At 59.0% G+C, this 26171-nt stretch carries 24 protein-coding genes; 10 read left to right on the top strand and 14 right to left on the bottom strand.

The features are described 5' to 3' along the window. Positions 1-47: 47 nt before the first annotated feature. Complete coding sequence (locus FCH38_RS09250; RefSeq protein WP_149897286.1) at positions 48-1028, bottom strand: ABC transporter permease; 981 nt, start codon at positions 1026-1028, stop codon at positions 48-50. Between the two features lie 441 nt (positions 1029-1469). On the opposite strand from FCH38_RS09250, the gene FCH38_RS09245 reads away from it, so the two are divergent. The 5 genes from FCH38_RS09245 (at position 1470) to FCH38_RS09225 (ending at position 6618) form a co-directional block, all read left to right on the top strand. Continuing rightward, on the top strand, positions 1470-2279 hold the full coding sequence (locus FCH38_RS09245) for a transketolase (RefSeq protein ID WP_174373546.1): 810 nt from the start codon (positions 1470-1472) through the stop codon (positions 2277-2279). Further along, positions 2279-3235 carry a transketolase family protein gene (locus FCH38_RS09240; RefSeq protein WP_174373545.1) on the top strand — a complete coding sequence of 319 codons (957 nt, stop codon included), beginning with the start codon at positions 2279-2281 and terminating at the stop codon, positions 3233-3235. Before FCH38_RS09245 ends, FCH38_RS09240 begins: the two co-directional genes overlap by 1 nt. Positions 3236-3358: 123 nt before the next feature. Further along, the gene (locus FCH38_RS09235; protein ID WP_174373544.1) at positions 3359-4828 is read left to right on the top strand and encodes an FGGY family carbohydrate kinase; all 1470 of its coding nucleotides are present in this window, start codon (positions 3359-3361) and stop codon (positions 4826-4828) included. Positions 4829-4848: 20 nt separating this feature from the next. After that, on the top strand, positions 4849-5808 hold the full coding sequence (locus FCH38_RS09230; protein WP_174373543.1) for a sugar-binding transcriptional regulator: 960 nt from the start codon (positions 4849-4851) through the stop codon (positions 5806-5808). Between the two features lie 24 nt (positions 5809-5832). Next, positions 5833-6618 (top strand): SDR family oxidoreductase, encoded by a 786-nt coding sequence (locus tag FCH38_RS09225; protein WP_174373542.1) that lies wholly within the window; start codon positions 5833-5835, stop codon positions 6616-6618. A 166-nt stretch (positions 6619-6784) separates the two neighbouring features. Here FCH38_RS09225 and FCH38_RS09220 read toward each other — a convergent pair whose 3' ends face one another. The 5 genes from FCH38_RS09220 to FCH38_RS09200 all read right to left on the bottom strand — a co-directional run bounded on the left by FCH38_RS09220 (position 6785) and on the right by FCH38_RS09200 (position 13135). Then, positions 6785-7546, bottom strand: a complete 762-nt coding sequence (locus FCH38_RS09220) for an ABC transporter permease (protein WP_174373541.1) — start codon at positions 7544-7546, stop codon at positions 6785-6787. Further along, the gene (locus tag FCH38_RS09215; RefSeq protein ID WP_174373540.1) at positions 7543-8469 is read right to left on the bottom strand and encodes an ABC transporter ATP-binding protein; all 927 of its coding nucleotides are present in this window, start codon (positions 8467-8469) and stop codon (positions 7543-7545) included. Before FCH38_RS09215 ends, FCH38_RS09220 begins: the two co-directional genes overlap by 4 nt. A 104-nt stretch (positions 8470-8573) precedes the next feature. Then, positions 8574-9395: a sulfite exporter TauE/SafE family protein gene (locus tag FCH38_RS09210; protein ID WP_149897279.1), complete on the bottom strand. Its 822-nt coding sequence runs from the start codon at positions 9393-9395 to the stop codon at positions 8574-8576. A gap of 316 nt (positions 9396-9711) precedes the next feature. Then, positions 9712-11013: an extensin family protein gene (locus FCH38_RS09205; protein ID WP_174373539.1), complete on the bottom strand. Its 1302-nt coding sequence runs from the start codon at positions 11011-11013 to the stop codon at positions 9712-9714. 307 nt (positions 11014-11320) lie between these two features. Beyond that, on the bottom strand, positions 11321-13135 hold the full coding sequence (locus FCH38_RS09200; protein WP_153514093.1) for a methyl-accepting chemotaxis protein: 1815 nt from the start codon (positions 13133-13135) through the stop codon (positions 11321-11323). Between the two features lie 241 nt (positions 13136-13376). Here FCH38_RS09200 and FCH38_RS09195 point away from each other — a divergent pair, with 241 nt between their 5' ends. Next, positions 13377-13691 (top strand): DUF1883 domain-containing protein, encoded by a 315-nt coding sequence (locus FCH38_RS09195; protein ID WP_149897276.1) that lies wholly within the window; start codon positions 13377-13379, stop codon positions 13689-13691. An 80-nt stretch (positions 13692-13771) separates the two neighbouring features. On the opposite strand, the gene FCH38_RS09190 is transcribed toward FCH38_RS09195, so the two are convergent. Together FCH38_RS09190 and FCH38_RS09185 are read right to left on the bottom strand one after the other, a co-directional pair. Further along, on the bottom strand, positions 13772-15088 hold the full coding sequence (locus FCH38_RS09190; protein WP_174373538.1) for a replication-associated recombination protein A: 1317 nt from the start codon (positions 15086-15088) through the stop codon (positions 13772-13774). Next, positions 15085-16491: a DegQ family serine endoprotease gene (locus tag FCH38_RS09185; protein WP_174373537.1), complete on the bottom strand. Its 1407-nt coding sequence runs from the start codon at positions 16489-16491 to the stop codon at positions 15085-15087. The genes FCH38_RS09190 and FCH38_RS09185 overlap by 4 nt, the downstream gene beginning before the upstream one ends. Before the next feature lie 172 nt (positions 16492-16663). Between FCH38_RS09185 and FCH38_RS09180 the strand changes: the two genes are divergently transcribed. After that, a complete protein-coding gene (locus FCH38_RS09180) occupies positions 16664-17017 on the top strand; it encodes a lysozyme inhibitor LprI family protein (RefSeq protein ID WP_174373536.1) in 354 nt (117 codons plus the stop codon). Between the two features lie 13 nt (positions 17018-17030). On the opposite strand, the gene FCH38_RS09175 is transcribed toward FCH38_RS09180, so the two are convergent. Together FCH38_RS09175 and ilvD are read right to left on the bottom strand one after the other, a co-directional pair. Continuing rightward, positions 17031-18032: a serine hydrolase domain-containing protein gene (locus FCH38_RS09175; RefSeq protein WP_149898079.1), complete on the bottom strand. Its 1002-nt coding sequence runs from the start codon at positions 18030-18032 to the stop codon at positions 17031-17033. A gap of 433 nt (positions 18033-18465) precedes the next feature. Next, complete coding sequence (gene ilvD / locus FCH38_RS09170; RefSeq protein ID WP_174373535.1) at positions 18466-20301, bottom strand: dihydroxy-acid dehydratase; 1836 nt, start codon at positions 20299-20301, stop codon at positions 18466-18468. A gap of 313 nt (positions 20302-20614) precedes the next feature. Here ilvD and msrP point away from each other — a divergent pair, with 313 nt between their 5' ends. From msrP to FCH38_RS09155, 3 genes are all read left to right on the top strand, one after another. Next, positions 20615-21556, top strand: coding sequence for a protein-methionine-sulfoxide reductase catalytic subunit MsrP (gene msrP / locus FCH38_RS09165; RefSeq protein WP_174373534.1), 942 nt, complete (start codon positions 20615-20617; stop codon positions 21554-21556). 2 nt (positions 21557-21558) lie between these two features. Further along, on the top strand, positions 21559-22218 hold the full coding sequence (gene msrQ, locus FCH38_RS09160; RefSeq protein WP_174373657.1) for a protein-methionine-sulfoxide reductase heme-binding subunit MsrQ: 660 nt from the start codon (positions 21559-21561) through the stop codon (positions 22216-22218). 135 nt (positions 22219-22353) lie between these two features. After that, positions 22354-23397, top strand: coding sequence for a ParA family protein (locus tag FCH38_RS09155; RefSeq protein ID WP_236776580.1), 1044 nt, complete (start codon positions 22354-22356; stop codon positions 23395-23397). Positions 23398-23461: 64 nt separating this feature from the next. Here the strand turns inward: FCH38_RS09155 and rplQ are convergent, their stop codons facing one another. From rplQ to rpsM, 4 genes are all read right to left on the bottom strand, one after another. Beyond that, positions 23462-23887 (bottom strand): 50S ribosomal protein L17, encoded by a 426-nt coding sequence (gene rplQ / locus FCH38_RS09150; protein ID WP_149897268.1) that lies wholly within the window; start codon positions 23885-23887, stop codon positions 23462-23464. 120 nt (positions 23888-24007) lie between these two features. After that, positions 24008-25018, bottom strand: a complete 1011-nt coding sequence (locus tag FCH38_RS09145; RefSeq protein WP_003495228.1) for a DNA-directed RNA polymerase subunit alpha — start codon at positions 25016-25018, stop codon at positions 24008-24010. Positions 25019-25213: 195 nt separating this feature from the next. Beyond that, complete coding sequence (gene rpsK / locus FCH38_RS09140) at positions 25214-25603, bottom strand: 30S ribosomal protein S11 (protein ID WP_003495225.1); 390 nt, start codon at positions 25601-25603, stop codon at positions 25214-25216. 138 nt (positions 25604-25741) lie between these two features. After that, entirely contained in the window at positions 25742-26110 is a 369-nt protein-coding gene (gene rpsM / locus FCH38_RS09135) for a 30S ribosomal protein S13 (RefSeq protein ID WP_003507791.1), read from the bottom strand. Between the last annotated feature and the right edge of the window lie 61 nt (positions 26111-26171).

The following is a 26171-nucleotide window of genomic DNA, read 5'->3' as shown; positions in this document are numbered from 1 at the left end:
AAGGGTTGGTTTTTGCACGGACGGCTCATCACCGTCCGCAGGCAAATTCAGCTTCTGCGGCGGCGCAGCGTTTCAGCGCCCACGGCCAGCACGATGACGACACCGATGATGACCTGCTGCAAAAAGGGAGAAACGTTGAGAAGATTGAGGCCGTTGCGCAGCACGCCAATGATCAGCACGCCGATCAGCGTTCCGCCAATGCCGCCCGCACCGCCCGAAAGCGAGGTTCCGCCGATGACCACGGCCGCGATCGTATCCAGCTCGTAACCGAAACCGCTGGAGGGCTGCACCGAGTCGAGACGCGCGGCGAGCACGATGCCGGCAAGACCCGCAAGAACCGCACAGGCGACATAAACGCAGATCGTCACCAGCGGCACGTTGATGCCGGCAAGACGCGCCACTTCCGGATTGCCGCCCACCGCATAAACGGTACGGCCTTCGGAGCGGAAGCGCAGGAAAAGCCAGGTCACCAGCACCACGACCAGCATCAGCAACACGGTGGCCGTCAGCACGCCGAAATGACGGTCAATCGCCAGCATCATGAACCAGTCGGGGAAACCGACGATCTGCTGGCCGTCCGTGATCATATTGGCAAGACCGCGCGCCACCGACATCATCGCAAGCGTGGCGATGAAGGCCGGAACCCGGAAGGCGGTCACGAGAATACCGACCACAAGACCGCAGGCGGCAGAGGCGATCAGCGCCAGCACGATGGCCATGCCCATGGGCATGCCGGCCACATTGGCCGTCCAGCCCATGATCATCATCGACAACGCCAGAACCGAACCGACAGACAAATCGATGCCGCCGAGCAGAATGACGAAGGTCATGCCGACGGCCATGATGCCGAGAACCGTGATCTGGTCGAGAATGTTCAGGCCGTTTCGAAGCGACAGGAAGTTTTCGCTGGTGAAGGTGAGGAACACACACAGCAGCAACAGGCCCAAAAGAGGTCCGGTCGCACCGCTTAACCAGGCAAGCGGGCTTCTGGTGTGCGTGACCCCCTCATTGCGTTCAAGCGCGGACATGGCTCCTCCCGAGTGACTGTCTTGTATTTTTTAAACCGATTAGAATAATTATTCATCATCGGTGAAACATGCATAAGCCAGTTAGGAGAAGCTTGTCAATAGGCTTGGATAGCGGGATGGACCACGGCGGAAGACACGGCGGCTTGAGACTGGCGCTTGCCGACCCCATTGCTGTGCCTGCCACAAGAATCCAGCCTGTGCGGGTGTGCACGGCGAAAATAGACCTTCCAACCCAAGGGCTTGAGCTGGCCGAATTCCTTTGACCAGTACAGGAACGAGGCCGCCGCGAGGCTCGCCGCCATGAAATCATGCCTCGCGTCGGGAAGGAATGACGTGGGCTGAAACACGAGAATCCATAATTGCATCTTGACAGAAACGCCAAGTCTGCAATTATATAAACAGCTGTATAAATATTCACACGCATGTTTTGAAGAGGATCCCATGCAGCCCACAGAGCTAGAGCGCATTGCGCGCCAGATCCGCCTGCGCGACCTGCAGGCTGTTTTCGAAGCGGGCGCCGGCCATATCGGCGGCGAATTGTCGGCTATCGACATCATGACCGCCCTTTATTTCCGCGTATTGCGCATCTGGCCGGATGATCCGAAGAACCCTGCCCGCGACCGTTTCGTGCTGTCGAAGGGCCACACGGCCTGCGCGCTTTATGTGACGCTGGCCAAGCGCGGTTTCATTCCGGAAGAGGAAATCTCGACGTTCCTCAAGCCGAATTCCCGCCTCAACGGCCATCCGAACTGTAACAAGGTGCCGGGCGTGGAAACCAATACCGGCCCGCTCGGCCACGGGTTGCCGGTTGCCGTCGGCATGGCCACGGCAGCCAAGCTTTCGGGTGCGGACTACCATACCTATGTGATGACCGGCGACGGCGAGATGCAGGAAGGCTCCAACTGGGAAGCCATTATGTCCGCCGCGCAATTCGGCCTGAACAATCTGACGCTGATCATCGATCACAATCGCTTTCAGCAGGGTGCGGCCATTGCCGACACCAACGATGTCGCACCGCTTCGCCCCAAGATCGAGGCTTTCGGCTGGGAAGTCAGCGAAATCAACGGCAACGCCATGGCGGAAGTCGTGTCCGCACTGGAGCATCGCGGCACCCGGCCGCATTGCATCGTCGCCCACACCAATAAAGGCCACGGTATTTCCTTCATGCAGGACCGTGTCGACTGGCACCACAAGGTTCCGAGCAAGGAACAGTATGAAATTGCCGTCAAAGAACTTTCGGAGGCATTGTGATGAACGCGCCCGTAACCGCCGCCAAACTTTATGACTGCCGCGACGCCTTCGCCGAAACGCTGGAGGCGCTGGCCGCCAACAATGACAAGGTCGTCGCCGTCTGCAACGATTCGGTCGGTTCCTCGAAGCTTGGCGGCTTCAAGTCGAAATTCCCCGAGCGCCTGATCAATGTCGGCATCGCCGAACAAAACATGGTCGGCGTCGGCGCAGGCCTTGCCAATGGCGGCCAACTGCCCTTCGTCTGCGGCGCATCCTGCTTCCTCACCGGCCGCGCGCTGGAGCAGATCAAGGCTGACCTTGCCTATTCCAACGCCAATGTGAAGCTGATCGGCATATCCTCCGGCATGGCCTATGGCGAGCTGGGACCGACACATCACTCCATCGAGGATTTCGCCTGGACCCGCGTTCTGCCGAACCTGCCCGTTATCGCCCCATGCGACCGCATCGAAACCGCAGCCGCCGTCAAATGGGCGGCGGAATATGCCGGCCCCTGCTTCCTGCGCCTGTCGCGCGTCGGCGTGCCGGATCTTCTACCCGAAGGCCACGTCTTCGAACTCGGCCGCGCCAATCTGCTGCGTGAAGGCTCCGACCTGACGCTGATCGCCAACGGCACGCTGACCCACCGCATCGTCAAGGCCGCCGATATTCTCGCCAGCCGCGGCATCAAAGCCCGCGTGCTGAACATGGCGACCGTTCGCCCCATCGACGAAGCGGCCATCGTCGCGGCGGCGAACGAAACCGGTGCAATCCTGACGGCTGAAGAACATTCGATCTTCGGCGGCCTCGGTTCGGCCATCGCCGAAGTCGTGGTCGATCAGGCTCCTGTGCCGATGAAACGCCTTGGCGTTCCCGGCGTCTTTGCCCATACCGGCTCGGCGGAATGGCTGCTGGATCAATTCGGCATGGCCCCTGAAGCCATTGCGGATGCGGCCCAAGTGCTGATCAAGAGAAAATAAAGTCTCCTCCCAGGGGGTCGTCGCGTGTCTTCGGATGCGCGGCGACTTCTTTTAGGACGCGGGCACCTTCTTAAACGAAGAGGCCCGTGTGAAAATGACCGCCGCAGACGAGAGAACACAGTGATGCGCGCTATTCTGTCCATCGATCAGGGCACCACCAATTCCAAGGCCATTCTCGTTTCGGAAACCGGAGAGTTACTGGCGCGCGGTTCATCGCCGGTTGGCATTACCTATCCACAGCCCGGCTGGGTGGAACAGGAGCCGAACCGCATCTGGGCCTCGGTGCGCGAAGCGATTTCCGCCTGCCTTGCGGCAGCACCCTCCGACATCAGCATCGAAGCCATCGCCATTTCCAACCAGCGCGAATCGGTGACCATCTGGGACGGTGAAACCGGCGAACCGCTCGGCCCGGTTTTGAGCTGGCAATGCCGCCGCACGGCGCAGGACTGCGCAGACCTGATCGAAAAGGGCCATTCCGAGCACGTCATGGCGCTGACCGGCCTGCCCATCGACCCGATGTTTCCCGGCGCGAAAATGCGCTGGCTGCTGGAGCGCGCGCCGAAGGGCCGCAAACTTCGCCTCGGCACCATCGACAGCTGGCTGATCCATTGCTTCACGGGCGGCAAGGTGCATGCCTGCGATGCTTCCAATGCCGCCCGCAGCCAGGTGCTGGATCTCAACCGGCAGGTCTGGAGCGACGAGCTTTGCGACCTGTTCGGCATCGACATCAACGCGCTGCCGCACTTACGCGACAGCAGCGGTGATTTCGGCGTGACATCAGGCGTTCCCGGCATCAAGGACGGCACGCCGATCCTCGCCGCCATCGGCGACAGCCACGCCGCTCTCTTCGGCCACGGCGCTTTCAACCCCGGCGACGGCAAGGTGACCTTCGGCACCGGCTCCTCGGTCATGACGACGCTGCCGCATTTCATCGCGCCGCAACGCGGCATTACCACGACAGTTGCCTGGCGGCTGGGCGGCAAGCCGACTTTCGCTTTCGAAGGCAATATTCTCGTCTCGGCCGCCTCGCTGCCGTGGATGGCGGATATCCTCGGCCTGCCCGATGTCGCTGCACTCGTGGAACTGGCCGCCACGGCCGAACCGCAAGGTCCGGGTTTCGTGCCGGCCTTTGTCGGCCTTGGCGCGCCGTATTGGGACACGAATGCCCGCGCATTGTTTTCGCAAATCAATTTCAGCACCAGCCGCGCCCAGATGGCCCGCGCCGTCACCGATTCCATCGCCTTTCAGGTCCATGACGTCTTTGCCGCCATGCGCGCACAATCGCCTTCCGGCTTTGGACGGCTGTTCGTGGATGGCGGGCCAAGCCAGAACCGCTTCCTGATGCAATGCGTCGCCGATATGCTGCAACACACCGTCATCCAGCGCGATGCGCCGGAAGCTTCCGCGCTTGGCGCTGCCTATCTTGCCGGCCTTGCTCTCGGACTCTGGAGCGATCTCGACGCCATCGCCGCGCTGAACAGTCAGGGCAATGCCATTGCGCCTTCGACCGTCGATGGCAGCCAGCGGCTCGGCGTCTGGCGCGACGCGATTGCCCGCTCGACCTTGCCCGTAACCTCGGGTAATGGTGAATAAAAATTCACCATGGAGGGCTTATGGGCAGGATCAACGAACTTCGAATGATATCCCGCGTGGCGCAGATGTATTTCAGCGAACACCGTCGACAGGCGGAAATTGCGCAGCATCTCAACCTGTCGCAGGCCACCGTCTCGCGCATGTTGAAGCGTGCCGAAGCGGAAGGCATTGTCCGCACCAGCATCATTCCGCCGCCCGGCACCTATAGCGATCTGGAAACCCAGTTGCGCGACCGTTTCGACCTGCCGGAAGCCATCGTCGTCGATTGCAGCGAAGATCGCGACGGCGCGATCATGGCCCGCATCGGCGAAGCGGCGGCGCATTTCCTCGAGGTGACGCTGTCGCAGAACGAGATCATCGGTGTCTCCAGCTGGAGCCAGACGATCTTCAAGATGGTGGAAAATATCCACCCGCTGAAGGGCGCCAAGGCGCGTTATATCGTCCAGACGCTGGGCGGCATGGGCGATCCTTCCGTGCAGACGCATGCGACCCAGATCACCACGCGGCTGGCGCGGCTGACGGAGGCCGAACCGAAGCTGCTGCCCGTGCCGGGCGTCGCCACCTCGCGCGAAGCCAAGCTCTTGATGCTCGCCGATCCCTTCGTGCGCGAAACCATCGATCTCTTCGGGTCGATCACGCTCGCCATTGTCGGCGTCGGCGCGGTCGAACCGTCGGAGCTTCTGGCCCGCTCCGGCAACATCTTTTCCGCCAAGGAACTCGCCGATCTCGCGCAGGCAGGTGCCGTTGGCGACATCTCGCTACGCTTCTTCGACAAGGACGGCAAGCCGGTAAAGACGCCGCTCGACGACCGAGTCATCGGCCTGCCGCTGGAAAACCTCTCCAATGTCGACCGCGTCATTGCGCTGGCCGGCGGTTCGAAAAAGACCGAGGCGATTGCCGGTGCCTTGCGAACCGGCGTGATCGACGTGCTCGTCACTGATAAATTCACCGCCGAACGACTGGTCGGCACGCAAACATAGCCAAAATCCCATAAAGGAGGAGACATGAGGCGCTTTGAAGGTCAATCCGTATTCGTGACCGGAGGCAACAAGGGCATCGGTTACGGCATCGCCCGCCGTTTTGCCGAGGAAGGCGCGAAAGTCGCCATCGCCTCTGTCGACAAGGACACGCATGACGCCGCCAAAAAACTGGCGGACGAAACCGGCGCAGCCACCCATGGCGTCATCCTCGATGTCCGCGATGCCGCAGCGGTGCGCGACGCCTATGGCGCTGCGGAAGACGCGATCGGCGCGCTTTCCATCTCCGTCCAGAACGCCGGCGTCATTACCATCTCAAAGATCGAGGATCTGACGCAGGAACAGTGGGATTTCAATCTAGACGTCAACACCAAGGGAGCGTTCCTCTGCTGCCAGGAGGCGATCCGCCGCTTCCGCGAAAGCGGCACCAAGGGCCGCCTCGTCAATACCGCCTCCGGCCAGGCGCGACAGGGTTTCATCTACACCCCGCATTATGCCGCATCGAAATTCGGCGTCATCGGCCTGACGCAAAGTCTCGCCAAGGAACTGGCGCCTGAGGGCATCACCGTCAACGCCATTTGCCCCGGCATCATCCATACCGAAATGTGGGACTATAATGACCGCGTCTGGGGCCAGATGCTCGGCGAATACAAGCCCGGCGAGTTGATGGCCGAATGGGTGCGCAACATCCCCATGCGTCGCGCCGGAACGCCCGCCGAAGTCGCCGCACTGGTGGCGTTTCTGGCCTCCGACGATGCCGCTTACATCACCGGCCAGACGATCAATGTCGACGGCGGATTGATCATGTCGTAAGACTTGTCTGGGAATGGGTGCTGAGCAACCTTCCCTCATCCCTGTGCTCGTCACGGGGATCCAGCCAGCCCAAGTCCTTGGGCTGGAAGGGTTCTTCCCGCCGCGCAGACGCGCGTCGGCTGGATTCCTGTGACGAGCACAGGAATGAGGGGGAAAGCCGATGCCGTCAGTTGCGCAGCCGGTAACCCGTCTTGAACATCCAGGCGACAACACCGAGGCAAACCGCCAGAAACAGCGTGATCATCGCAAGGCTGATCACCGGATTGACGTCGGCGATCTCGAAGAAGCTCCAGCGGAAACCGCTGATGAGGTACAGCACCGGATTGAAGTGGCTGACCGTCTGCCAGAAGGGCGGCAGCATGTCGATGGAATAGAAGCTGCCACCAAGGAACGTCAGCGGCGGCACCACCAGCATGGGAATGAGGTTCAGCTGCTCGAAATTCGTCGCCCAGATGCCGATGATGAAGCCGAACAGGCTGAAACTGATGGCCGTCAGCACGAAGAACAGCACCATCATGAACGGATGAGCAATGTGGATATCCACGAAGAAGGTGGCCGTTATCAGGATGATCGTGCCGATCATCAGCCCCTTGGTCGCCGCCGCCCCGACATAACCGGCGACAATTTCCGTCATCGAGACGGGCGCGGACAATATCTCATAGACCGTTCCGGTGAATTTCGGGAAATAGATGCCGAAGGAGCCGTTGCTGATACATTGGGTCAACAGCGTCAGCATGATCAGGCCGGGTGTTATGAAAGCGCCATAGGAAACCCCGCCAACCTCCTGAATCCGCGAACCGATCGCGGTTCCGAACACAATGAAATAAAGCGATGTTGAGATGACCGGCGAAATCACGCTCTGCAGCAGTGTGCGCCGCGTGCGTGCCATTTCGAACAGATAGATGGACTTGATGGCTTCGAAATTCATTTCTGGCCTCCCACCAGCGAAACGAAGATATCCTCAAGCGAACTCTGCCGCGTGGAAATATCCTTGAAATGGATGTTGGCGGCGGAAAGAGCGCCCAGAAGATCGGCGATGCGTCCCTGCTCGCCATTGTCCTCGATTTCATAGGTGAGCGTACAACGATCATCCGAAAGCGTCAGACCGAAAGATGCAAGGCTATCAGGCAGTTGCTCCACCGGCTGCGCAAGCTCGAGGAAAAGCTGCTTGCGGCCGAGCTTCTTCATCAGCGCTGTTTTCTCTTCCACCAACAGCAATTCGCCGCCATTGATGACGCCAACGCGGTCGGCGATTTCTTCCGCTTCCTCGATGTAGTGCGTGGTCAAAATGATGGTGACGCCCTTGGTGCACAGCTCGGAAACGACATTCCACATGTCGCGGCGCAGGGTCACGTCCACGCCGGCGGTCGGCTCGTCGAGGAACAGTACCTTCGGCTCATGCGCAAGCGCCTTGGCGATCAGCACGCGCCGTTTCATACCGCCGGAAAGCTCCCGCAGCATGTTGTCCTTCTTGTCCCACAAGGACAGGGACCTCAGAACGCTTTCGATCAGTTGCGGGTTCTTCTTTTGCCCGTGCAGGCCGCGCGAGAAGCTTACCGTGTTCCATACGGTCTCGAACATATCCGTCGTCAGCTCCTGCGGCACGAGGCCGATCAGGGCGCGGGTCTGGCGAAAATCCTTCACCACATCATGCCCGCCAACGAAAACGGAACCTTCTCCCGGATTAACGAGACCACAAACGATGGAGATCAGCGTTGTTTTTCCGGCACCGTTTGGACCCAGAAGAGCGAGGATTTCCCCCTCTCTGATATCGAGGCTGACGCCTTTGAGCGCCTGAAAGCCATTTGCGTAGGATTTGGTCAGATTCCGTATCGAAACAATGGCATTCATCGCGAATCTTTCGAAAAACCGAGTAAGATGCACGCCATATAGGCCGTGGGAGGCGCAAATGCCAGCCCGGCGGGCTGAACACTGCGTTCGGCGATCAGGGAAAATCAGCCGTAGACGCTGTAGAAAAACTGCGCCGCGACGAAGACCAGAAATACCCCGAAGGCCCGCTCCAGCTGCTTTTTGCTGAGCGCATGCGCCAGTCGCGCGCCATATGGCGCGACAAGCAGCGTAATGGGGATCAAAAGCACCACGGCGATCCAGTTGATGAAGCCGGTCGAAAATGGCGGTAGCCCCGCATCACCCCAGCCGGCCCAGATGTAACCCAGCAGCCCCGGCAGCGAAATCAGCACACCGACACCCGAAGACGTGGCGACCGCCTGATGGATGGTGCGTCCATAAAGCGTCATGAAAGTATTGTTCATCACCCCGCCACCCACGCCCATCAGGCCGGAGAGAAGGCCGATGCCGGTGCCGACGGCAAACCGGGTTGGATTTTGCGGCAGGTCGGAGCCGAGATGCCAGCTTGCCCGGTTGACGATCATCCGGAAGGCCAGCGCAAGCGCGATGAAGGCGAAGATCAGCCGCAGCGCGACACTGGAAGCGTGAGCAGCCACGACAGATGCGAGGATGGTGCCAAGCGGCACGGCAATGATCCAGCCTCGCAGAAGGTCGATATCGACCGCGCCCTTCTGGCGATGCGTCAGAAACGAACGGATGGAGGTCGGCACGATAATGGCAAGCGATGTACCGAGCGAAAGATGCATGCGCACCGCCTCGGGCACATCAAGAAGCCCGAAGACATGGTAAAAGACCGGCACCAGAACCGCGCCGCCGCCAATACCGAACAGCCCCGCCAGAAGCCCCGCGACCACACCCGCCGCCGCAAGCGCCACGGCAAACGCCATTATCTCTGAAACAGGCGGCATCAAAGCAGGCTCCCGGGGGCCGTTGTCACAAACATGTGACGCTCATAGCGTATCAGAAAAGGGCGGCAAGCCATGTTTGCCGCAGGTTAGTACGGCGCGATGTCTTTTGCCGCAAAATCCGCACCGGATGGACCGCTTCTTGGGACCATGTCCCATTGCATGCCCTTGCAAAGACGCCGATATCCCCCCGATAAGGCAGTCTTCTTCACCGGCCTTCGGGCCGGTCTTTTTTTGTGCCGCCATGGATGACGGAGGAGAGATTTTCAAACTTTGTCACGGCCCTCGGCAACCTTCAAATCTACCCCGGCAGGACGATTTAATCGCAATGCCTGTATCCCGACTTGCGGGTGCGCAGGTCGAAGTGGAAATGGTTCCAGTGATTGGGATCGCTGCCCGGCCCGAGAACGGTCGAGAAATATTTGCAGCTATCGGACCTCACCGCCTTCAGTAGCGCTTTCTCCCGGAAGGCAAAGAAGTTCTTGCTGCGAACGTCGATTTCCTTGCCGTTCTTGAGCGTGATGGTGCCGATATCGATGGCGTTGCCACGTGCATGTTCGGACCAGGGGTTGCTGGAGCGCGAATTCATCTTGCGGCAGGAGTAACCACCCATCGGCGTGATGCGGCCAACGCCGGAGAGGTAACGGAAGCGCGAGGATGGCACGAGTTCGAACTTCACCCATTTTGCGAAGGCGAGCGTGACCTGGCAATTGAGCTTCACCGCCGGACGGATGGCGACGCCGCTGGCAAGTCCGCTAAGTTCGATCGGATAATCGATGCCGCAGGTCGGGCCGTCGGCGATACGCGCCACATCGCGGAAAGCGACGCCAAGACGGCGCAGCTCGGTGCGGCAGGCAACTTCCGAGGAAGGCATGATGCCGGGAGGCATGGACGACCGGTTGCTTTGCCCACCACGCGCCATCGGATCATTTGGCATCAGCATGGCAACCTCCTCCACCGGCTGGCGGCGGGAAGACGAGCCAACCGGTGGCGGCGGGATCAGCCGTGATTGACTGGCGCCCTGCTGTCGGCGAGGAGGAGAGACGGCCACCGGATTGTCGGTGCCGATACCATCCACAACCGGCTGCTCCGAAACACCCTCGGCAATATCGGCATCCTGCTCTTCCGCAAGCCCGCGAACCGGTTCCACGCCCAGCATGGAATCCATGTTCACCCCGGCCTCGCCTTCGGCCATCTGACTGTCAGCCATCGACTGCGACTGCGAGGACATGGTCTGGTTCTGCATGGGCTGCGCTGGCATGGTCTGCGTCTGGGCGCTGTGACCGCTGGCGGCCATACGCGCCTGATGCTGGGTATCGAGTGTGGAATAACCCTGCCCGCCCTGCGGCGATTGCAGCAGGGGATCCTGCGAAGCGTAAGGCTCCGGCATCGGCTGCGACACGGCTGCGGGATAATCGGTGGCCTGCCCGGCCCGCTCGGCCTGGTAGACCGCACCCGGCGGTGCGCTGTAGCCCTGCTGCCGCGACGACCTTATGGCGCTGACACGCGTGGTGCCATCCACCTCCGCCGGTGGAACGAGGCCTTCCGCCGAACAAGACACCATGACCGTGGAAATCATCAGCAACGTCACAAGACGACGCGGAAGGGAAACATACGCCATACGAGAACCTGTACCTTCAGCGGCCGCAATCGCGGCAATACAGGTCAAATTTTAAAGAAATGAGGTAAACGAAACCTTATTGGTTGCCGGAAATAACGAATGGCTAGTTTTGCGGTCCATCTGATGCAAAAGCCCGGCCAAGCCGCATCCGTGGAGAAGAGAAAGTTTGAAGACCTCTCCGCCGTAATACTCGGTCCTGTCCCGAGCATCTGCAACCGATTGATTTTACGAGGCGTGGTTGAAGGTCCGTCAACAAGCTAAGGGCGCAGCCAAAGCCGCGCCCTTCTCGCTATCTCATATAGATAAATCAAGCCGCCCGAGAAACCTCGCGCCCTGCCCCATGCCCCAGTTCGAAACGGGAAAGCAGCGAGCGCAGCTGCTGGCTTTCCTCGGCCAGCGTCTGGCTGGCCGCCGTCGTCTCTTCCACCATGGCGGCGTTCTGCTGCGTCATCTGGTCCATGTGGTTGACGGAAGTGTTGATCTCCTGCAGGCCGGTCGCCTGTTCGCGCGCCGCCGTGGCGATGGAGTTGACGTGGCCGTCGACACGGTTGACCAGCGCCATGATCTCGTCCAGCGCATCGCCCGTCGAACGAACGAGCGCCACGCCGCCGCCAACCTCTTCTGCAGAGCGATTGATCAGGGTCTTGATCTCCTTGGCGGCATTGGCCGAGCGTTGCGCCAGTTCACGCACCTCCTGCGCCACCACGGCAAAACCGCGTCCCGCCTCGCCGGCCCGTGCGGCCTCGACACCGGCATTCAGCGCCAGAAGGTTGGTCTGGAAGGCGATTTCGTCGATGACGGAGATGATCTGCCCGATGCGTTTGGAGGAATCTTCGATACGGCCCATGGCATCAACGGCGTTGCGAACGATCTCGCCTGAGCGGCCGGCGCTGGTTTTCGTGTCCTGCACCATCTGCCGCGCCTCATTGGCCCGCTCGGAAGCCGTGCGCACCGTGGCGGTAATCTCATCGAGAGCCGCCGCCGTCTCCTCCAGAGCCGCCGCCTGCTGTTCGGTCCGGCGCGAGAGATTGCCGGTCGCGCCGCTGATATCGGAGGCGCTGTCATTGACGACATGGCCGGTTCGGGCAATCGCCTCGATGGCGCCGTGCAACGCGCCGACTGCACGATTGAAATCCATGCGCAATTTTTCATAATCCGCGCCGATATCGGCAAGCTCAACGGTCAGATCGCCATTGGCAAGCGCCTCCAGCGAATTGCCGAGCTGGGTCATGGCGTGGGCCTGACGTTCGGATGCCGAGCGGAGAACCGTTTCATTGCCTCGCCGCGCCTCTTCCAGTGCCCGCTGCTGGTCAGCCTCACGGGCCTGCAGGGCGCTGCGCTCATTGACGCTGTCACGCAAGACCAAAAGTGTCTTGGCAATCGCGCCGATTTCGTTGCGGCGGTCAGCAAACTGGATTTCGGCCGCGCCGTCACCATCGGCGATCCGCTTCATGCTCTGGCGGATCAGGTCGATCGGCCGCGTCACGCTGCGCACGACGGCGGCAGCCACGCCGATGACCAGAAGGGCAGACAGAACGCACAGACCGATGTTGAAATAGGCATCGTTCCAGAACACCGCTTCCAGATCGTCGACATAAACGCCGGTGCCAACGATCCAGCCCCAGGGCGCAAAACCGGCGACATGGGAGAATTTCTCGACCGGGTCCGGCGCGCCGGGCTTCGGCCAGTAATAATCGACAAAACCCTGACCGCCCGCCTTCACCGTGTTCACGAATTCGACGAACAGCGCCTTGCCGTTCGGGTCCTTGTTGGCGGTAAGATCGGTGCCGTTCATTTCAGGCTTGATCGGATGCATCACCATTTTGGGATGCATATCGTTGATCCAGAAATAACCGCTACCCTTGCCATAACGCATCGCCGCGATCGTCGTCTTGGCCTGCTGCTGCGCGGCTTCCCGTGTCAAGCTACCGCTCTGCTCCAGACGATAATATTGCTCGAGAATGGCGACCGCGGTTTCGTTCATCGACGCAAGCCCGGCTTTGCGCTCACGTTCCATCTCATGGAAGGTCTCGAACAGGCTGAACGTCAGCGCTGCGGTCAATATTGCCAGAAACAATGCGACAAGCGCATAAAGGCGCATAGATATCGTGACGTTTTTCATGTTCCCCCAACACCATTGACGACACTTCGATCAGGCGATGTTAAAGGCTAAAAATTTATTATTATTAAATACACATATTATACGTTGGTATTATTTCCATAGACATCGGCCTTATCGTCAAACCGTTCGAAACCGGCACGACAGGCTGCAATTTTCGAGCGGGGTCGGAGGACTTTAAAGACGCCGTTAACCGTGAGGCCCTATTCTCTTTGACCGAAATACGGGTACAGGGAGGCGCGCGATGGCACGGCCGAATTTCCGCTTTACGCATTATGATCTCAAGGAATTGCGAGCCGGCACGGTCATTGAAGTGTCCCTGTCCGCCATTAACAACGTCCGGCTGATGACGGGTGCGAATTTCCAGCGCTTCACCGAATTGCTCGACTTCAAATATCTCGGCGGCGTCGCGAAAAAATCGCCGGTGCGCATCACCATTCCCGAAACATTGCACTGGCATCTGATAATCGACGCCGAAGGACAAAACGGCCTGGCGGAATCCTCGGTTAAGATGCTGCCGGCGCAGCCGCAGGTCGCGCCGCATCGCAAAGCATCCTGATTTCTTTAATAAACAAAGAGATAGCGCCGCTTTGCGACTCTTTTTGCCAAGCACATGAATCTGTTTGTGAAGAATGCCGCTTAACGCGATCCACGCTCGCGGCGCAGCTTCGCCCACCAGTCGAGACGCTTGCGGATTTCCCGCTCAAAACCCCGGTCGGGCGGATCGTAAAAGGTCGTACGGCCCATTTTCTCCGGGAAATAATCCTGCCCCGAAAAGGCGTCCGGCTCGTCATGGTCGTAACGGTAGCCATCGCCGTAACCCTCGCCCTTCATGAGCTTGGTCGGTGCGTTGAGAATATGTTTCGGCGGCACCAGCGAGCCGTTTTCCTTGGCCGCGCGCATCGCCGATTTGAAAGCGGTATAAACGGCGTTGGATTTCGGCGCGGTGGCGAGATAAACGCAGGCCTGAGCCAGCGCCAGTTCGCCTTCAGGCGAGCCGAGATAATCATAGGCATCCTTGGCGGCATTGCAGACGGCAAGCGCCTGCGGATCGGCAAGGCCGATATCCTCCACTGCCATGCGCACCAGCCGCCGCCCCAGATAAAGCGGGTCTTCGCCGGCATCGAACATGCGGGCCAGGTAATAAAGCGCCGCGTCCGGGTCAGAGCCGCGAACCGATTTATGCAGCGCCGAAATGAGATTATAGTGACCGTCCTGGCCCTTGTCGTAAAGCGGAGCACGGCGCTGCACGATGCGCGTCAGCCCTTCGGTGTCAAAAGTCTCGTCCTTCCTCGCCGCGCGCCAAACCTCTTCGGCAAGTGTCAGTACGGCGCGACCATCGCCATCCGCCATGCGGATCAGGCTCGCCCGCGCCTCCTCCGTCAGTGGCAGGGGTTTGCTCTCCGCCTCCTCAGCTCGTTTCAGAAGTTCACTGAGACTATCCTCATCATGCGAACCAAATGTCAGCACCCGCGCCCGCGACAAAAGAGCGGCGTTGAGTTCGAAGGACGGATTTTCGGTGGTTGCGCCCACCAGGATGATGGTGCCATCCTCCATGACCGGCAGAAAGCTATCCTGCTGGGCGCGGTTGAAGCGGTGTATCTCGTCAACGAACAACAGCGTCTGCCGACCGTTCATCCGACGTGTCCGCGCGCCTTCGAACACCTTCTTGAGATCTGCGACACCGGAAAAGATCGCCGATATCTGCTCGAAAGCCAGTCCCGCCTCACCGGAAAGCAGGCGGGCAACCGTGGTCTTGCCGGTTCCGGGCGGCCCCCAGAAGATCATCGACCCCAAGGAGCCGCTGTCAATCATCCGGCGCAGCACGCCCTCTTCGCCCGTCAGATGCGGCTGCCCACTTACCTCCGCCAGCGTTTTGGGACGCAGGCGATCGGCAAGAGGCCGCCGATTGGCGACCTCGACAGGCACTTGCGGGGCAAAGAGGTCATCACTCATCGCAGGAACTGCCGGATACGCTGCCCGTCACGCAGGATTTCCACCCGCCAGAAGCCGGGATTGTCATCCAGCGCCTTCTCGACCGCCGCCGTGGAGCCGATATCCGAACCATTCAGCGACAGAATGACATCCTTCGGCTGGAAACCGACACGATAGGCCGGGGAACCGCGCTTCACATCGGTGATGACGACGCCCGTCACCTGCGACGGCATACGCAACTCATCGGCAAGCTTCGGCGAAAGATTGGCAACGGTCGCACCGGCGAAGGGGTTGCGGCCCTCGATCAGGCGTTCATCACGCGGCGCGGTTTCCGGCGCCGTGTCCAGTGCGATGGTCAGCTTCTTTTCTTTGCCCTTGTCCATCACGGTAAGCTCGGCAGATTTACCGATGCCCGCCGTCGTCAGGCGATAACCAAGAGCGTCGGGATGCTCGACCTCGAAACCGTTGACGGCAGTGACGACCTGTCCCGGCTCGATACCCGCCTTCTCCGCCGGGCCGTCCTTGACGACACTGACGACGAGTGCACCACGGGCGCGATGCAGACCGAGCGCCTCGGCGACATCAGACGTCACGGGATCGAAAGTCGCGCCAATATAGGGGCGTTGGAAATTGGCGTCTCCGCGCTCAGCCGCAGCGACGAACACGCGGACGAGGTTGGCAGGAATGGCAAAGCCGATGCCGTTAGACCCGCCGCCCTTGGAAAAGATTGCCGTGTTGATGCCGATCAGCTCACCGGCCATGTTCATCAGCGCACCACCGGAATTGCCGGGGTTGATGGAAGCGTCAGTCTGGATGAAGAAGCCGAAATCGCCCTGTGTCACCTGGTTGCGCGCCAGACCCGAAACGATACCGCTCGTCACCGTCTGGCCGACACCGAAGGGGTTGCCGATGGCCAGCACCAGATCACCGACTTCGATGGCGTCCGAATTGCCAAGCGACAACACCGGGAACTGTTCCTTCGCATCGATCTGCAGAATGGCGAGATCGATGCGGTCGTCCTTCATCAGCACCTTGGAGGAGAACTCGCGTCCATCCGCCAACGCCACCTTGATATCGTCAGCGCCATCAATGACGTGATTGTTGGTCACCACCAGGCCGCCGGCGGTCACGATCACGCCCGAGCCGAGCGACGACTGTTTTTCCGTGCGGTTCGGCATCTGCTGGCCGAAGAACTGCTCGAAGAACGGGTCGCCGGCAAAAGGCGACAGACGCCGCTGCACGACGCGCTCGGCATAGACGTTCACCACAGCTCCTGCGGTGCGCTTGACCAGCGGCGCGAAGGAAAGCTGCATTTCCGTTTGGCTTGCCGGCACGGTCTTGTTGTCCTGCGCCTGAGCGCCCGCTGGCAAGAGAATGAGCGCGGCGAGAAAGCCGGTGGACAGATACTTCAACACGCTTCGCATGTGATTCCTCATCGTCATCAGTAAGATGGAGTTATAACGCCAAAGCCTGTAAAGCAAAGAGCGGCAAGATGATGGCCAGCCTTTTCCCTGTGCAGGCCGGTTCCGGAGATTGGAACCACCGACGCCCCTTTTTGGTTTCATCGGCATCGATTGTCCTTGAAAGAAACGATCCATGCATCTGAAACAGACTTTTCTCGCCTGCGGCCTCCTACTCTGCGTCTCCACGTTCGGTTCGCCCGCCGCCGCTGCCAGCTTCGATTGCACGAAGACTGATCTCGCAGCCGACGAAAAGGCGATCTGCGACAACCGCTCCCTGAACGACCAGGATGTGAAAATGGCCACCACCTTCGACATCCTCACCCAGCTGATGGCCATGGGCTCGCGCGATGCGCTGCGCGACGAACAGAGCCAGTGGCTGAAGAAACGGCAGGAATGCGCAGCTGACGTCGCCTGCCTGACAAAAGCTTATGAGGAGCGGATGACGAAGCTCGGAGAAGCCTTCCAAAGCATCAACAGGCCGCTGTGACTGGCAACGCCAGTCAGGCTGCCCGAATGATATTCTCCATCAGCCCGTGCAGCTGATCGCGATAACCGGTTCGGGCTGAAGGCGCGTCTTCGCGCGACGTCATGACCACGGAAAGCCGTTTGGCGGGAACGATGTAAAGCATCTGCCCGCCATAACCCCAGGCATAATAAACCTGCTCGCCAGCCATCTCCTTGATGAACCAGCAATAGCCATAACCATCACCATTGAAGACGGAATTGGTGCGCTGCTGCCAGGATTGATCGATCCAGCCCTGCGATATCAGCCGTTCACCGTCCGGCGTCACGCCGCCACGCCGGTACAGTTCGCCGAATGCCAGCAACGACCGCGCCGTCATCGCCATCTGATTGCCGCCGAGATAGATGCCCTGCGGATCACGCTCCCAGCCGCCGATGGTAAACCGCTCGAGCGGCCGAAACCAGTCACGGGCCAGAGCCAGCGTCGAGCGACCGGAGGCTTTGGTCAATATCGCCGAAAGCAGATGCGTTGAACCGGTGGAATAAAGCATGCCACCATCAGGTTCTCCGGCAAAACCGGAACCCAGCGCCATACGCACCCAGTTGCGGCTGGCAACCCAGCGACCGTAATTCGGCCCGGACATGCGCTCCAGACCCGATTGCATGGACAGAAGATTGCCAATGGTGATCCTCTCCAGACGCGGATCGGGGTTTTGCGGAAAATCACTACGCAGAATGGTGGCGATCGGCTGATCGGCACCCGATAGTATCTTCTTGTCGATAGCCATACCAACCAGCGCCGAAATGACGGATTTCGAGGCTGATTTGATGTTGGCGGAGCCGGTGAGGCTCGCGCCGTGATAGGCACGGCTGGCAATCTCCTCGCCATCAATACTGACGATGACAGCCTTGAGGCTGGAAAGCGCATCTGCCTCCCTCAATAACGGGTCGAAACTGGCGGCATTGCTGGCGGTCTGCGCGCGGGCAAGCGGGGCAAAAGGCAGGGAGGCGATAAGGGCGAGTGCGGTTCGTCTTTTCATGAGATTGAAGTTAGGCATCGCTGCGTCCGGGAAAAGAGCGGATGGACGAACATCACTCCAATGTGACTGCGGCATGGCCGGCGGCGAGCTGATAAATTCGAATTTATTATTTCAAAACAGAATGTTGAACGAAGATGGAGAATCACCTTCTGAGGCAATTGAATCTGTTTGTGAACGCAGCACACCACCTATTTGAGGACAGCAAAAAGCCGCTCGGAGAGCGGCTGATTGAACGATGGTAAGTCTCACGTCACATTCGACGTCATCCTCGGGCTTGTCCCGAGGATCTATCAACGCCGCGTAAAATCAACCGGTTGCAGATGTTCGGGACAGGCCCGAGCATGACGGAGGAGAGGTTTTCAACCTTTGTTATCAGGTTTTAGCCGCCCCGCGCGACGGGGCGGTTGAGTACCTCCACGACCAAGACCAAACGTTACTCCGGCAAAATCCGCACCGCGCCCTTGTCCGCGCTCGACGCAAAGGCCGCATAGGCCTTCAACGCCGTCGTGACATTGCGCTTGCGCGGTGCCACCGGCTTCCAGCCCAGTGCTTCCTGCTCGGCCCGGCGCGCTGCCAGTTCCGCATCAGTCACCTTCAGGTTGATGGTGCGGTTGGGAATGTCGATCTCGATCAGGTCACCCTGACGCACGAGGCCGATTGCGCCGCCCTGTGCCGCTTCCGGCGAAGCATGGCCGATGGAGAGGCCTGACGTGCCACCAGAAAAACGACCGTCGGTGATGAGAGCGCAGGCTTTGCCGAGGCCCTTGGATTTCAGATAGCTGGTCGGATAGAGCATTTCCTGCATGCCCGGTCCGCCCTTCGGCCCTTCATAACGGATGACGACGACATCGCCGGCCTTGACCTCGTTGCCGAGAATGCCCTTCACCGCCGCGTCCTGGCTTTCGTAAACGACAGCCGAACCGTTGAATTTCAGGATGGACTCATCGACACCCGCCGTTTTCACGATGCAGCCATCAAGCGCGATATTGCCGTAAAGGACGGCCAGACCGCCATCCTTGGAGAAAGGCTTCTCAACCGAGCGGATAACGCCGTTATCGCTGTCGGTATCCAGATCGTCCCAGCGCGATGACTGGCTGAAAGCCACCTGCGTCGGCACGCCGCCGGGGGCCGCCTTGAAGAACTGGCGCACCGTTTCGCTGTTGGTACGGGTAATATCCCAGCGGTCGATGGCGTCGCCCAGCGTCGCCTCATGCACCGTGTAGGTATCGCGATTGATGAGACCGCCACGCTCCAGCTCGCCGAGAATGCGCATGATGCCGCCAGCGCGGTGAACGTCTTCCATATGCACGTCCTGCTTGGCCGGCGCGACCTTGGAAAGGCACGGAACCTTGCGGGAAAGACGGTCGATGTCCTCCATGCCGAAATCGACACCGCCCTCATGCGCAGCAGCCAGAATATGCAGAACCGTGTTGGTGGAGCCGCCCATGGCGATATCCAGCGACATGGCGTTTTCAAACGCCGCCTTGTTGGCGATGGTGCGCGGCAGAACGGTTTCGTCATCCTGCTCGTAATAACGGCGAGCCAGATCGACGATCAGATGACCGGCCTCGACGAACAGCCGCTTGCGATCCGAATGGGTGGCGAGCGTCGAGCCATTGCCGGGCAAGGACAAGCCCAGAGCCTCGGTCAGACAGTTCATGGAATTGGCGGTGAACATGCCCGAACAGGAACCGCAGGTCGGGCAAGCGGAACGCTCGATGACCGCCACGTCCTCGTCGGAAATCTTGTCGTCGGCGGCAGCCACCATGGCGTCAACCAGATCGAGCGCCACCGTCTTGCCATGCAGCACGACCTTGCCCGCTTCCATCGGACCGCCGGAAACGAAAACGGCGGGAATGTTGAGGCGCATCGCCGCATTCAGCATGCCGGGGGTGATCTTGTCGCAGTTGGAAATGCACACCATCGCGTCGGCGCAATGGGCATTGACCATATATTCGACCGAGTCAGCGATGATCTCGCGCGACGGCAGCGAATAGAGCATGCCGTCATGGCCCATGGCGATGCCATCATCAACCGCAATCGTGTTGAATTCCTTGGCGACACCACCCGCCGCTTCAATCTCGCGGGCAACCAGCTGGCCAAGATCCTTGAGATGCACATGGCCCGGCACGAACTGTGTGAAGGAGTTGACTACGGCAATGATCGGCTTGCCGAAATCGCTATCCTTCATGCCGGTGGCGCGCCAAAGGCCGCGCGCGCCCGCCATGTTGCGGCCATGGGTGGTGGTTCTGGAACGATAGGCTGGCATGGTGTTTTCCTCGATCTCTTGGGCAGAAGAGCGCATGTCCGCAGCGCGGTCAAAACAACTCCTGCCCTATTTTGCGGTTTTTCTAGCGCAAACCGCAAGCCCTGTCACTGTCACCTTCGGGCAAAACAGTACGGTTCGGTACGGTACGCTTGTCTCCAACTGCACATAGCGGGTGGCTTACCATCACAAATGCGCGATTTGTGCCGCCCGGCCGCAGTTTTTACGCACAGCACTGAAACATATCTGTGCAGCAGCCGTATAGGCTATCATAATCGATTTATCGCCGACGCGCCCGGCTTTTGTGGAGATTGAAATGTCCGCCTATCGTCCGCCTCTGATCGTCTCAAGCGAAATCACGCCGAAGAATATCTACCTGTCCCGACGCGGCTTCCTCGGCACGGCGGCGGGGCTGGCGGCAATCGGGCTTGCGGGCCGCGAAGCGATCGCCGCGCCGCTTTCCGTAAAACCCGGCGCGTACAAGCTGGATGAAAAGCTCACCCCGCTCGACGCCGTCACCAGCTACAATAATTTCTACGAATTCGGCGTCGGGAAATCCGACCCGAAGGAAAACTCCGGCAAGTTCAAACCCACCCCGTGGACGGTGAAGGTGGACGGCCTCGTCTCCAAACCGCAGGAATTCGGCATTGAAGAGCTGATGAAATATCCGCTGGAGGAGCGTACCTATCGCATGCGCTGCGTCGAGGGCTGGTCGATGGTCATTCCGTGGATCGGTTTTCCGCTTGCAAGCCTGCTCGACAAGGTGGAGCCGCTTGGCAGCGCGAAATACGTCACCTTCGAAACCGTAGTCCGGCCGGACGAGATGCCGGGCCAGCGCGGTCTGTTCCAGCCCCTGTCCTGGCCCTATATCGAAGGCCTGCGCCTCGATGAGGCGCGCCACCCGCTGACCCTGCTGGCCGTTGGCCTTTACGGAGAAACGCTGCCGAACCAGAATGGTGCGCCGATCCGGCTCGTCGTTCCATGGAAATACGGTTTCAAGGGCATCAAATCCATCGTCAAGATTTCGCTGGTCGAAAAACAGCCGGAAACGACCTGGAAAAACTCCAACGCCCGCGAATACGGCTTTTATTCCAACGTCAATCCGCATGTGGACCATCCGCGCTGGAGCCAGGCGACGGAACAGCGCATCGGCGAAGGCGGCTTTTTCGGTACCCAGAACCGCCCTACCCTGATGTTCAACGGGTATGACGATGTGGCGAGCCTTTATACCGGCCTGGATCTGAAAGCGAACTATTGACCATGGCCTTCGCCCTGTCGCTTCCCTCGCTGCCGAAGCGTTACCAGCCGGCGGCCATCTGGCTGGTCTATGTGATCGGCCTCTGTCCCGGCATCTGGTATTTCTATCTCGCCGCAACCGGCGGCCTCGGCTTTAATCCGGTCAAGGATTTCGAGCACCTGCTCGGCATCTGGGCGCTGCGGTTCCTGTGCATCGGATTGCTGGTCACGCCGCTGCGCGACCTGTTCAACATCAACCTCATCGCCTATCGCCGTGCTTTGGGTCTGGTCGCCTTTTATTACGTGCTGGCGCATTTCACCGTCTATCTGGTTCTCGATCGCGGGCTGGTCTTCAGTTCCATCGCCGGCGATATATTGAAGCGGCCCTATATCATGCTCGGCATGGCCGGACTTGCCATGCTCACACCGCTGGCGCTGACCTCCAACCGCTGGTCCATCCGCAAGCTTGGCAACCGCTGGAACACGTTGCACAAGCTTGTCTATCTCGTGCTCATCGTCGGCGTGCTGCATTTCGTGCTGGCGCGGAAGTCAATCACGCTGGAGCCGGTGTTTTATATCAGCACGATGGTGGTGTTGCTCGGGTATCGGCTGGTGCGGCCAAACGTCCGGGCACTGACCAATAGGAAGGGTAGGCAACTACGCCACCCACGCCCTACAAAATAGTGCAAGCTCCCCTCAGACGTAAAACCTGCGAAACCAAGACGAACCTGCGCAGTATCTTAAGACTTGCAAAATTAAACACGACCTGCAATAAAATGTGAGGCTGCGAAGCACCATAAATTTGCCTAGGAGAATAAAATGCCAACGGGCTTGACCAAAATAATAGAAAATCACGAACGCTCCATTGCGGAAAACGTCGAGAAGGTCGGAAATTTTAAGTATCAACGTTATTGTGTATCAAATCTACGTGGAGGAATAGGTAAATCAACTCTTTCTTTTAACATAACCTATCTTCTATCAAGGTTTAAATCAACTCTTGCGGTCGACTTATGTCCACAGAAAAATTTTACCGAAGTAATAATGAGGGATGAAGACTACTCTGTAGCAATAGGAAACGCTCTGCGTCCCGTCGTTCTCGGTCCGGCATTTGGAGATATACCTGTAGATATATCTTACTTAATCAGCAAAATAAATGACAGCTTCAAAGGCGGGAAAGCTAGCTACTTCATTCCCGGAGATTCTTCCCTTTTTTCTTTTCCATCATCTCTATACCAACAATTGCAGCAAGCAATGGCGGCAAATAATGAGAGGGCGGCGAGAAATATTCTTTTAAGTCTTGAGAAGATACTGAAAGAGGAAATGAAAATAAAGGATTGTGAACTTGCATTAATGGATTGCAGTCCGTTTTACGCAGGGGCCACCCATCTTGCTTGGTGTGCATCCGACGCAATCATCATTCCGGTCCGTGTCGATGAACACTCTATCGACTCCTTGAAATTAACTTTGGATATGCTCTCGTCCCCCACGAGCGATTTCAATATTTGGGCAGACCGCGCCGGCGGGCTGCCGGCTCCAAAAGTTGCGTCAATCGTTATGACAATGGTCGGGGCACGAAGTAACAAAGCCGGCGTAAAAGACATGGCGTCTCAAATGTACATAGAGCGAGCTTACGCAGTAGCCAGTGAGTATCCACATCTTTTTGATTTTGACGATCCCGCTGACGCCTTCGCAATTACAGACGATTTTATGTCGGCTGGCCGCATCAGCGGCGCTCTTAGTATTCCGATTCCGCAGCTAAAAGTGGGAGCATTCCATTCGGTGGATGACGGAAAGCGTCTTCAGGTTAATCAATCAAAAACCAACTACGAACGTGAACTCGACTATCTGATATCGCTACTATAACGCAAAAAAGCCGGGCGATCTCTCGCCCGGCTTTTTAACTCACGACGCCCAAAGGCGTCAGACCTTATGCAGCTTCAGCAGCAGCGATCTCAGCGGCAACGCGAGCCTTGTCGGCTGCGCCCTTGGCGTCGACGTCGCGCTCGACGAATTCAACGACGGCGAGAGCCGCGTTGTCGCCCTGGCGGTAGCCGGCCTTCATGATACGCAGGTAGCCGCCGTTGCGGGTTGCGTAACGCGAAGCGATCGCGTCGAACAGCTTGCGAACGGCATCCTGATCCTTGATCTGCGAGATCGCCTGACGACGAGCGTGCAGGTCGCCGCGCTTGCCGAGGGTCACGAGACGCTCGACGATCGGACGGATTTCCTTCGCCTTCGGAAGGGTGGTGACGATCTGCTCATGGGTGATGAGCGAAGCAGCCATGTTGGCAAACATTGCCTTGCGGTGGCTGGCGGTTCTATTGAGCTTGCGGCCTGAATTACCGTGGCGCATTGCTATTCTCCTTCTACGCAGGTTTCCTTTTAGGGCCTGCCGTTTCCTGGCACATGCAGATGACTTATCTGCTGTTTGACGGGGAAAGGCAGTCTTTAAAGGGTCTGCCTTTTTTGCTTGTTAATATTGGTCTTCGTAACGCTTTGCGAGATCTTCGATGTTCTCTGGCGGCCATGCCGGCACTTCCATGCCGAGGTGCAGACCCATGGAAGCGAGAACTTCCTTGATTTCGTTCAGCGACTTGCGACCAAAGTTCGGCGTGCGGAGCATTTCGGCTTCGGTCTTCTGGATCAGGTCGCCGATATAGACGATGTTGTCGTTCTTCAGGCAGTTTGCCGAACGAACCGACAGCTCAAGCTCGTCGACCTTCTTGAGAAGCGCCGGGTTGAACGCGAGTTCGGTAACCGATTCTTCTTCTGCTTCCTTCTGCGGCTCGTCGAAGTTGACGAAGACGCCCAGCTGGTCCTGAAGAATGCGAGCGGCGAAGGCAACGGCGTCTTCGCCGGAAACCGAACCGTTGGTCTCGATCGTCATGATCAGCTTGTCATAGTCGAGAACCTGACCTTCACGGGTGTTTTCCACCTTGTAGGACACTTTCTTGACCGGAGAATAGAGGCTGTCCACCGGAATGAGGCCGATCGGGGCATCTTCCGCGCGGTTGCGCTCAGCCGGGACGTAACCCTTGCCGTTGTTGACGGTGAATTCCATGCGGATTTCAGCGCCATCATCCAGCGTGCAGATCACGTGGTCGGGGTTCAGGATCTCAATGTCGCCAACCGTCTGGATGTCACCAGCAGTCACGGCACCCGGACCCTGCTTGCGCACGACCATGCGCTTGGAATCGTCGCCATCCATCTTGATGGCGATTTCCTTGATGTTGAGCACGATATCCGTCACATCTTCCCGAACGCCGGGGATGGAGGAGAATTCATGCAGGACACCGTCGATCTGCACGGCCGTTACAGCGGCGCCACGCAGGGAAGACAACAGAACGCGACGCAGCGCGTTGCCGAGGGTAAGACCGAAACCACGTTCCAGCGGCTCGGCAACCAGCGTTGCCTTGGTGCGGCTGGACGAGGTGAACTCGACCTTGTTCGGCTTGATAAGTTCCTGCCAGTTCTTCTGAATCATCTTTAAACCTTCCGTTCGCCGCCACCATCCAATCGTGACGGACCGAGCATGAAAACACCGAGAGGAACCTAATTCAGTGGTTCATCAGTGGGTTCTTGAGCGCAAGTCCGTCGATCGAAATCGACGCGCACACGCCAGATACACGAAAATTCCGCCAGACCTGAGGTAAGGCGGAATTTCCGAACCACGGTCGCGTCAGACGCGGCGCTTCTTGCGCGGACGGCAACCATTGTGCGGGATCGGCGTCACGTCGCGAATGGAAGTGATCATGAAACCGGCAGCCTGCAGAGCGCGAAGTGCCGATTCACGGCCGGAACCCGGACCGCAAACTTCAACTTCAAGCGACTTCATGCCGTGTTCCTGAGCCTTCTTCGCGCAATCTTCAGCAGCGATCTGGGCAGCAAACGGGGTCGACTTGCGCGAACCCTTGAAGCCCTTGGCACCAGCAGACGACCAGGCAATGGCATTGCCCTGTGCGTCGGTGATGGTGATCATCGTGTTGTTGAAGGTCGAGTTGACGTGCGCGACGCCCGACGTGATATTTTTGCGTTCGCGACGGCGGACGCGTGCGGCTTCCTTGGCCATTGTATACCTTTCATTGATCTCTTCACCGCCGTAACACCAGCGGCTACACCGGCGATCGACCCGTATCCGAGCTTCACGCCAAACTCAGAAAGGCTGGCGCGGACTGCACCAGCCTCCCCTTTCCGGAGAACCGGAAAATTACTTCTTCTTACCAGCGATAGCCTTCGCCGGACCCTTACGGGTGCGGGCGTTGGTGTGCGTGCGCTGACCGCGGACCGGAAGGCCACGACGGTGACGCAGGCCGCGGTAGCAGCCGAGGTCCATCAAACGCTTGATGTTCATCGACGTGTCGCGACGAAGGTCGCCTTCGACCTGATAGTCGCGGTCGATGGCTTCGCGGATCTGAAGAACTTCAGCATCCGTCAGCTGATGAACGCGCTTGTCAGCCGGAAGACCGACCTTGTCCATGATTTCCTGCGCGAATTTCGGACCAATCCCGTGAATATAGGTCAGCGCAATAACAACGCGCTTCGCAGTCGGGATGTTGACGCCAGCGATACGTGCCACGTCTTTTCTCCTTGGTTCCAGTTGCCATCCGGCAAGTGGTGATTCCAGTCGAGCGACCAAC

The sequence above is a fragment of the Agrobacterium tumefaciens genome, assembly GCF_013337285.1.
GTDB classification, from domain to species: Bacteria; Pseudomonadota; Alphaproteobacteria; order Rhizobiales; family Rhizobiaceae; genus Agrobacterium; species Agrobacterium burrii.
This window is presented reverse-complemented; position numbering and strand designations above follow the sequence as displayed.

What these genes read in the sequence shown, in the direction of transcription:
- FCH38_RS09250 (WP_149897286.1), bottom strand. Translation starts at nt 1,028, where the DNA reads ATGTCCGCGCTTGAACGCAATGAGGGGGTCACGCACACCAGAAGCCCG.
- FCH38_RS09180 (WP_174373536.1), top strand. Translation starts at nt 16,664, where the DNA reads ATGCATCTGAAACAGACTTTTCTCGCCTGCGGCCTCCTACTCTGCGTC.
- FCH38_RS09145 (WP_003495228.1), bottom strand. Translation starts at nt 25,018, where the DNA reads ATGATTCAGAAGAACTGGCAGGAACTTATCAAGCCGAACAAGGTCGAG.
- FCH38_RS09230 (WP_174373543.1), top strand. Translation starts at nt 4,849, where the DNA reads ATGGGCAGGATCAACGAACTTCGAATGATATCCCGCGTGGCGCAGATG.
- rpsK (WP_003495225.1), bottom strand. Translation starts at nt 25,603, where the DNA reads ATGGCCAAGGAAGCCGCACGCGTCCGCCGTCGCGAACGCAAAAATATC.
- FCH38_RS09245 (WP_174373546.1), top strand. Translation starts at nt 1,470, where the DNA reads ATGCAGCCCACAGAGCTAGAGCGCATTGCGCGCCAGATCCGCCTGCGC.
- FCH38_RS09210 (WP_149897279.1), bottom strand. Translation starts at nt 9,395, where the DNA reads ATGCCGCCTGTTTCAGAGATAATGGCGTTTGCCGTGGCGCTTGCGGCG.
- FCH38_RS09195 (WP_149897276.1), top strand. Translation starts at nt 13,377, where the DNA reads ATGGCACGGCCGAATTTCCGCTTTACGCATTATGATCTCAAGGAATTG.
- FCH38_RS09240 (WP_174373545.1), top strand. Translation starts at nt 2,279, where the DNA reads ATGAACGCGCCCGTAACCGCCGCCAAACTTTATGACTGCCGCGACGCC.
- FCH38_RS09155 (WP_236776580.1), top strand. Translation starts at nt 22,354, where the DNA reads ATGCCAACGGGCTTGACCAAAATAATAGAAAATCACGAACGCTCCATT.
- FCH38_RS09190 (WP_174373538.1), bottom strand. Translation starts at nt 15,088, where the DNA reads ATGAGTGATGACCTCTTTGCCCCGCAAGTGCCTGTCGAGGTCGCCAAT.
- FCH38_RS09235 (WP_174373544.1), top strand. Translation starts at nt 3,359, where the DNA reads ATGCGCGCTATTCTGTCCATCGATCAGGGCACCACCAATTCCAAGGCC.
- FCH38_RS09215 (WP_174373540.1), bottom strand. Translation starts at nt 8,469, where the DNA reads ATGAATGCCATTGTTTCGATACGGAATCTGACCAAATCCTACGCAAAT.
- FCH38_RS09200 (WP_153514093.1), bottom strand. Translation starts at nt 13,135, where the DNA reads ATGAAAAACGTCACGATATCTATGCGCCTTTATGCGCTTGTCGCATTG.
- FCH38_RS09175 (WP_149898079.1), bottom strand. Translation starts at nt 18,032, where the DNA reads ATGAAAAGACGAACCGCACTCGCCCTTATCGCCTCCCTGCCTTTTGCC.
- FCH38_RS09225 (WP_174373542.1), top strand. Translation starts at nt 5,833, where the DNA reads ATGAGGCGCTTTGAAGGTCAATCCGTATTCGTGACCGGAGGCAACAAG.
- FCH38_RS09205 (WP_174373539.1), bottom strand. Translation starts at nt 11,013, where the DNA reads ATGGCGTATGTTTCCCTTCCGCGTCGTCTTGTGACGTTGCTGATGATT.
- ilvD (WP_174373535.1), bottom strand. Translation starts at nt 20,301, where the DNA reads ATGCCAGCCTATCGTTCCAGAACCACCACCCATGGCCGCAACATGGCG.
- FCH38_RS09220 (WP_174373541.1), bottom strand. Translation starts at nt 7,546, where the DNA reads ATGAATTTCGAAGCCATCAAGTCCATCTATCTGTTCGAAATGGCACGC.
- msrQ (WP_174373657.1), top strand. Translation starts at nt 21,559, where the DNA reads ATGGCCTTCGCCCTGTCGCTTCCCTCGCTGCCGAAGCGTTACCAGCCG.
- FCH38_RS09185 (WP_174373537.1), bottom strand. Translation starts at nt 16,491, where the DNA reads ATGCGAAGCGTGTTGAAGTATCTGTCCACCGGCTTTCTCGCCGCGCTC.
- rplQ (WP_149897268.1), bottom strand. Translation starts at nt 23,887, where the DNA reads ATGCGCCACGGTAATTCAGGCCGCAAGCTCAATAGAACCGCCAGCCAC.
- msrP (WP_174373534.1), top strand. Translation starts at nt 20,615, where the DNA reads ATGTCCGCCTATCGTCCGCCTCTGATCGTCTCAAGCGAAATCACGCCG.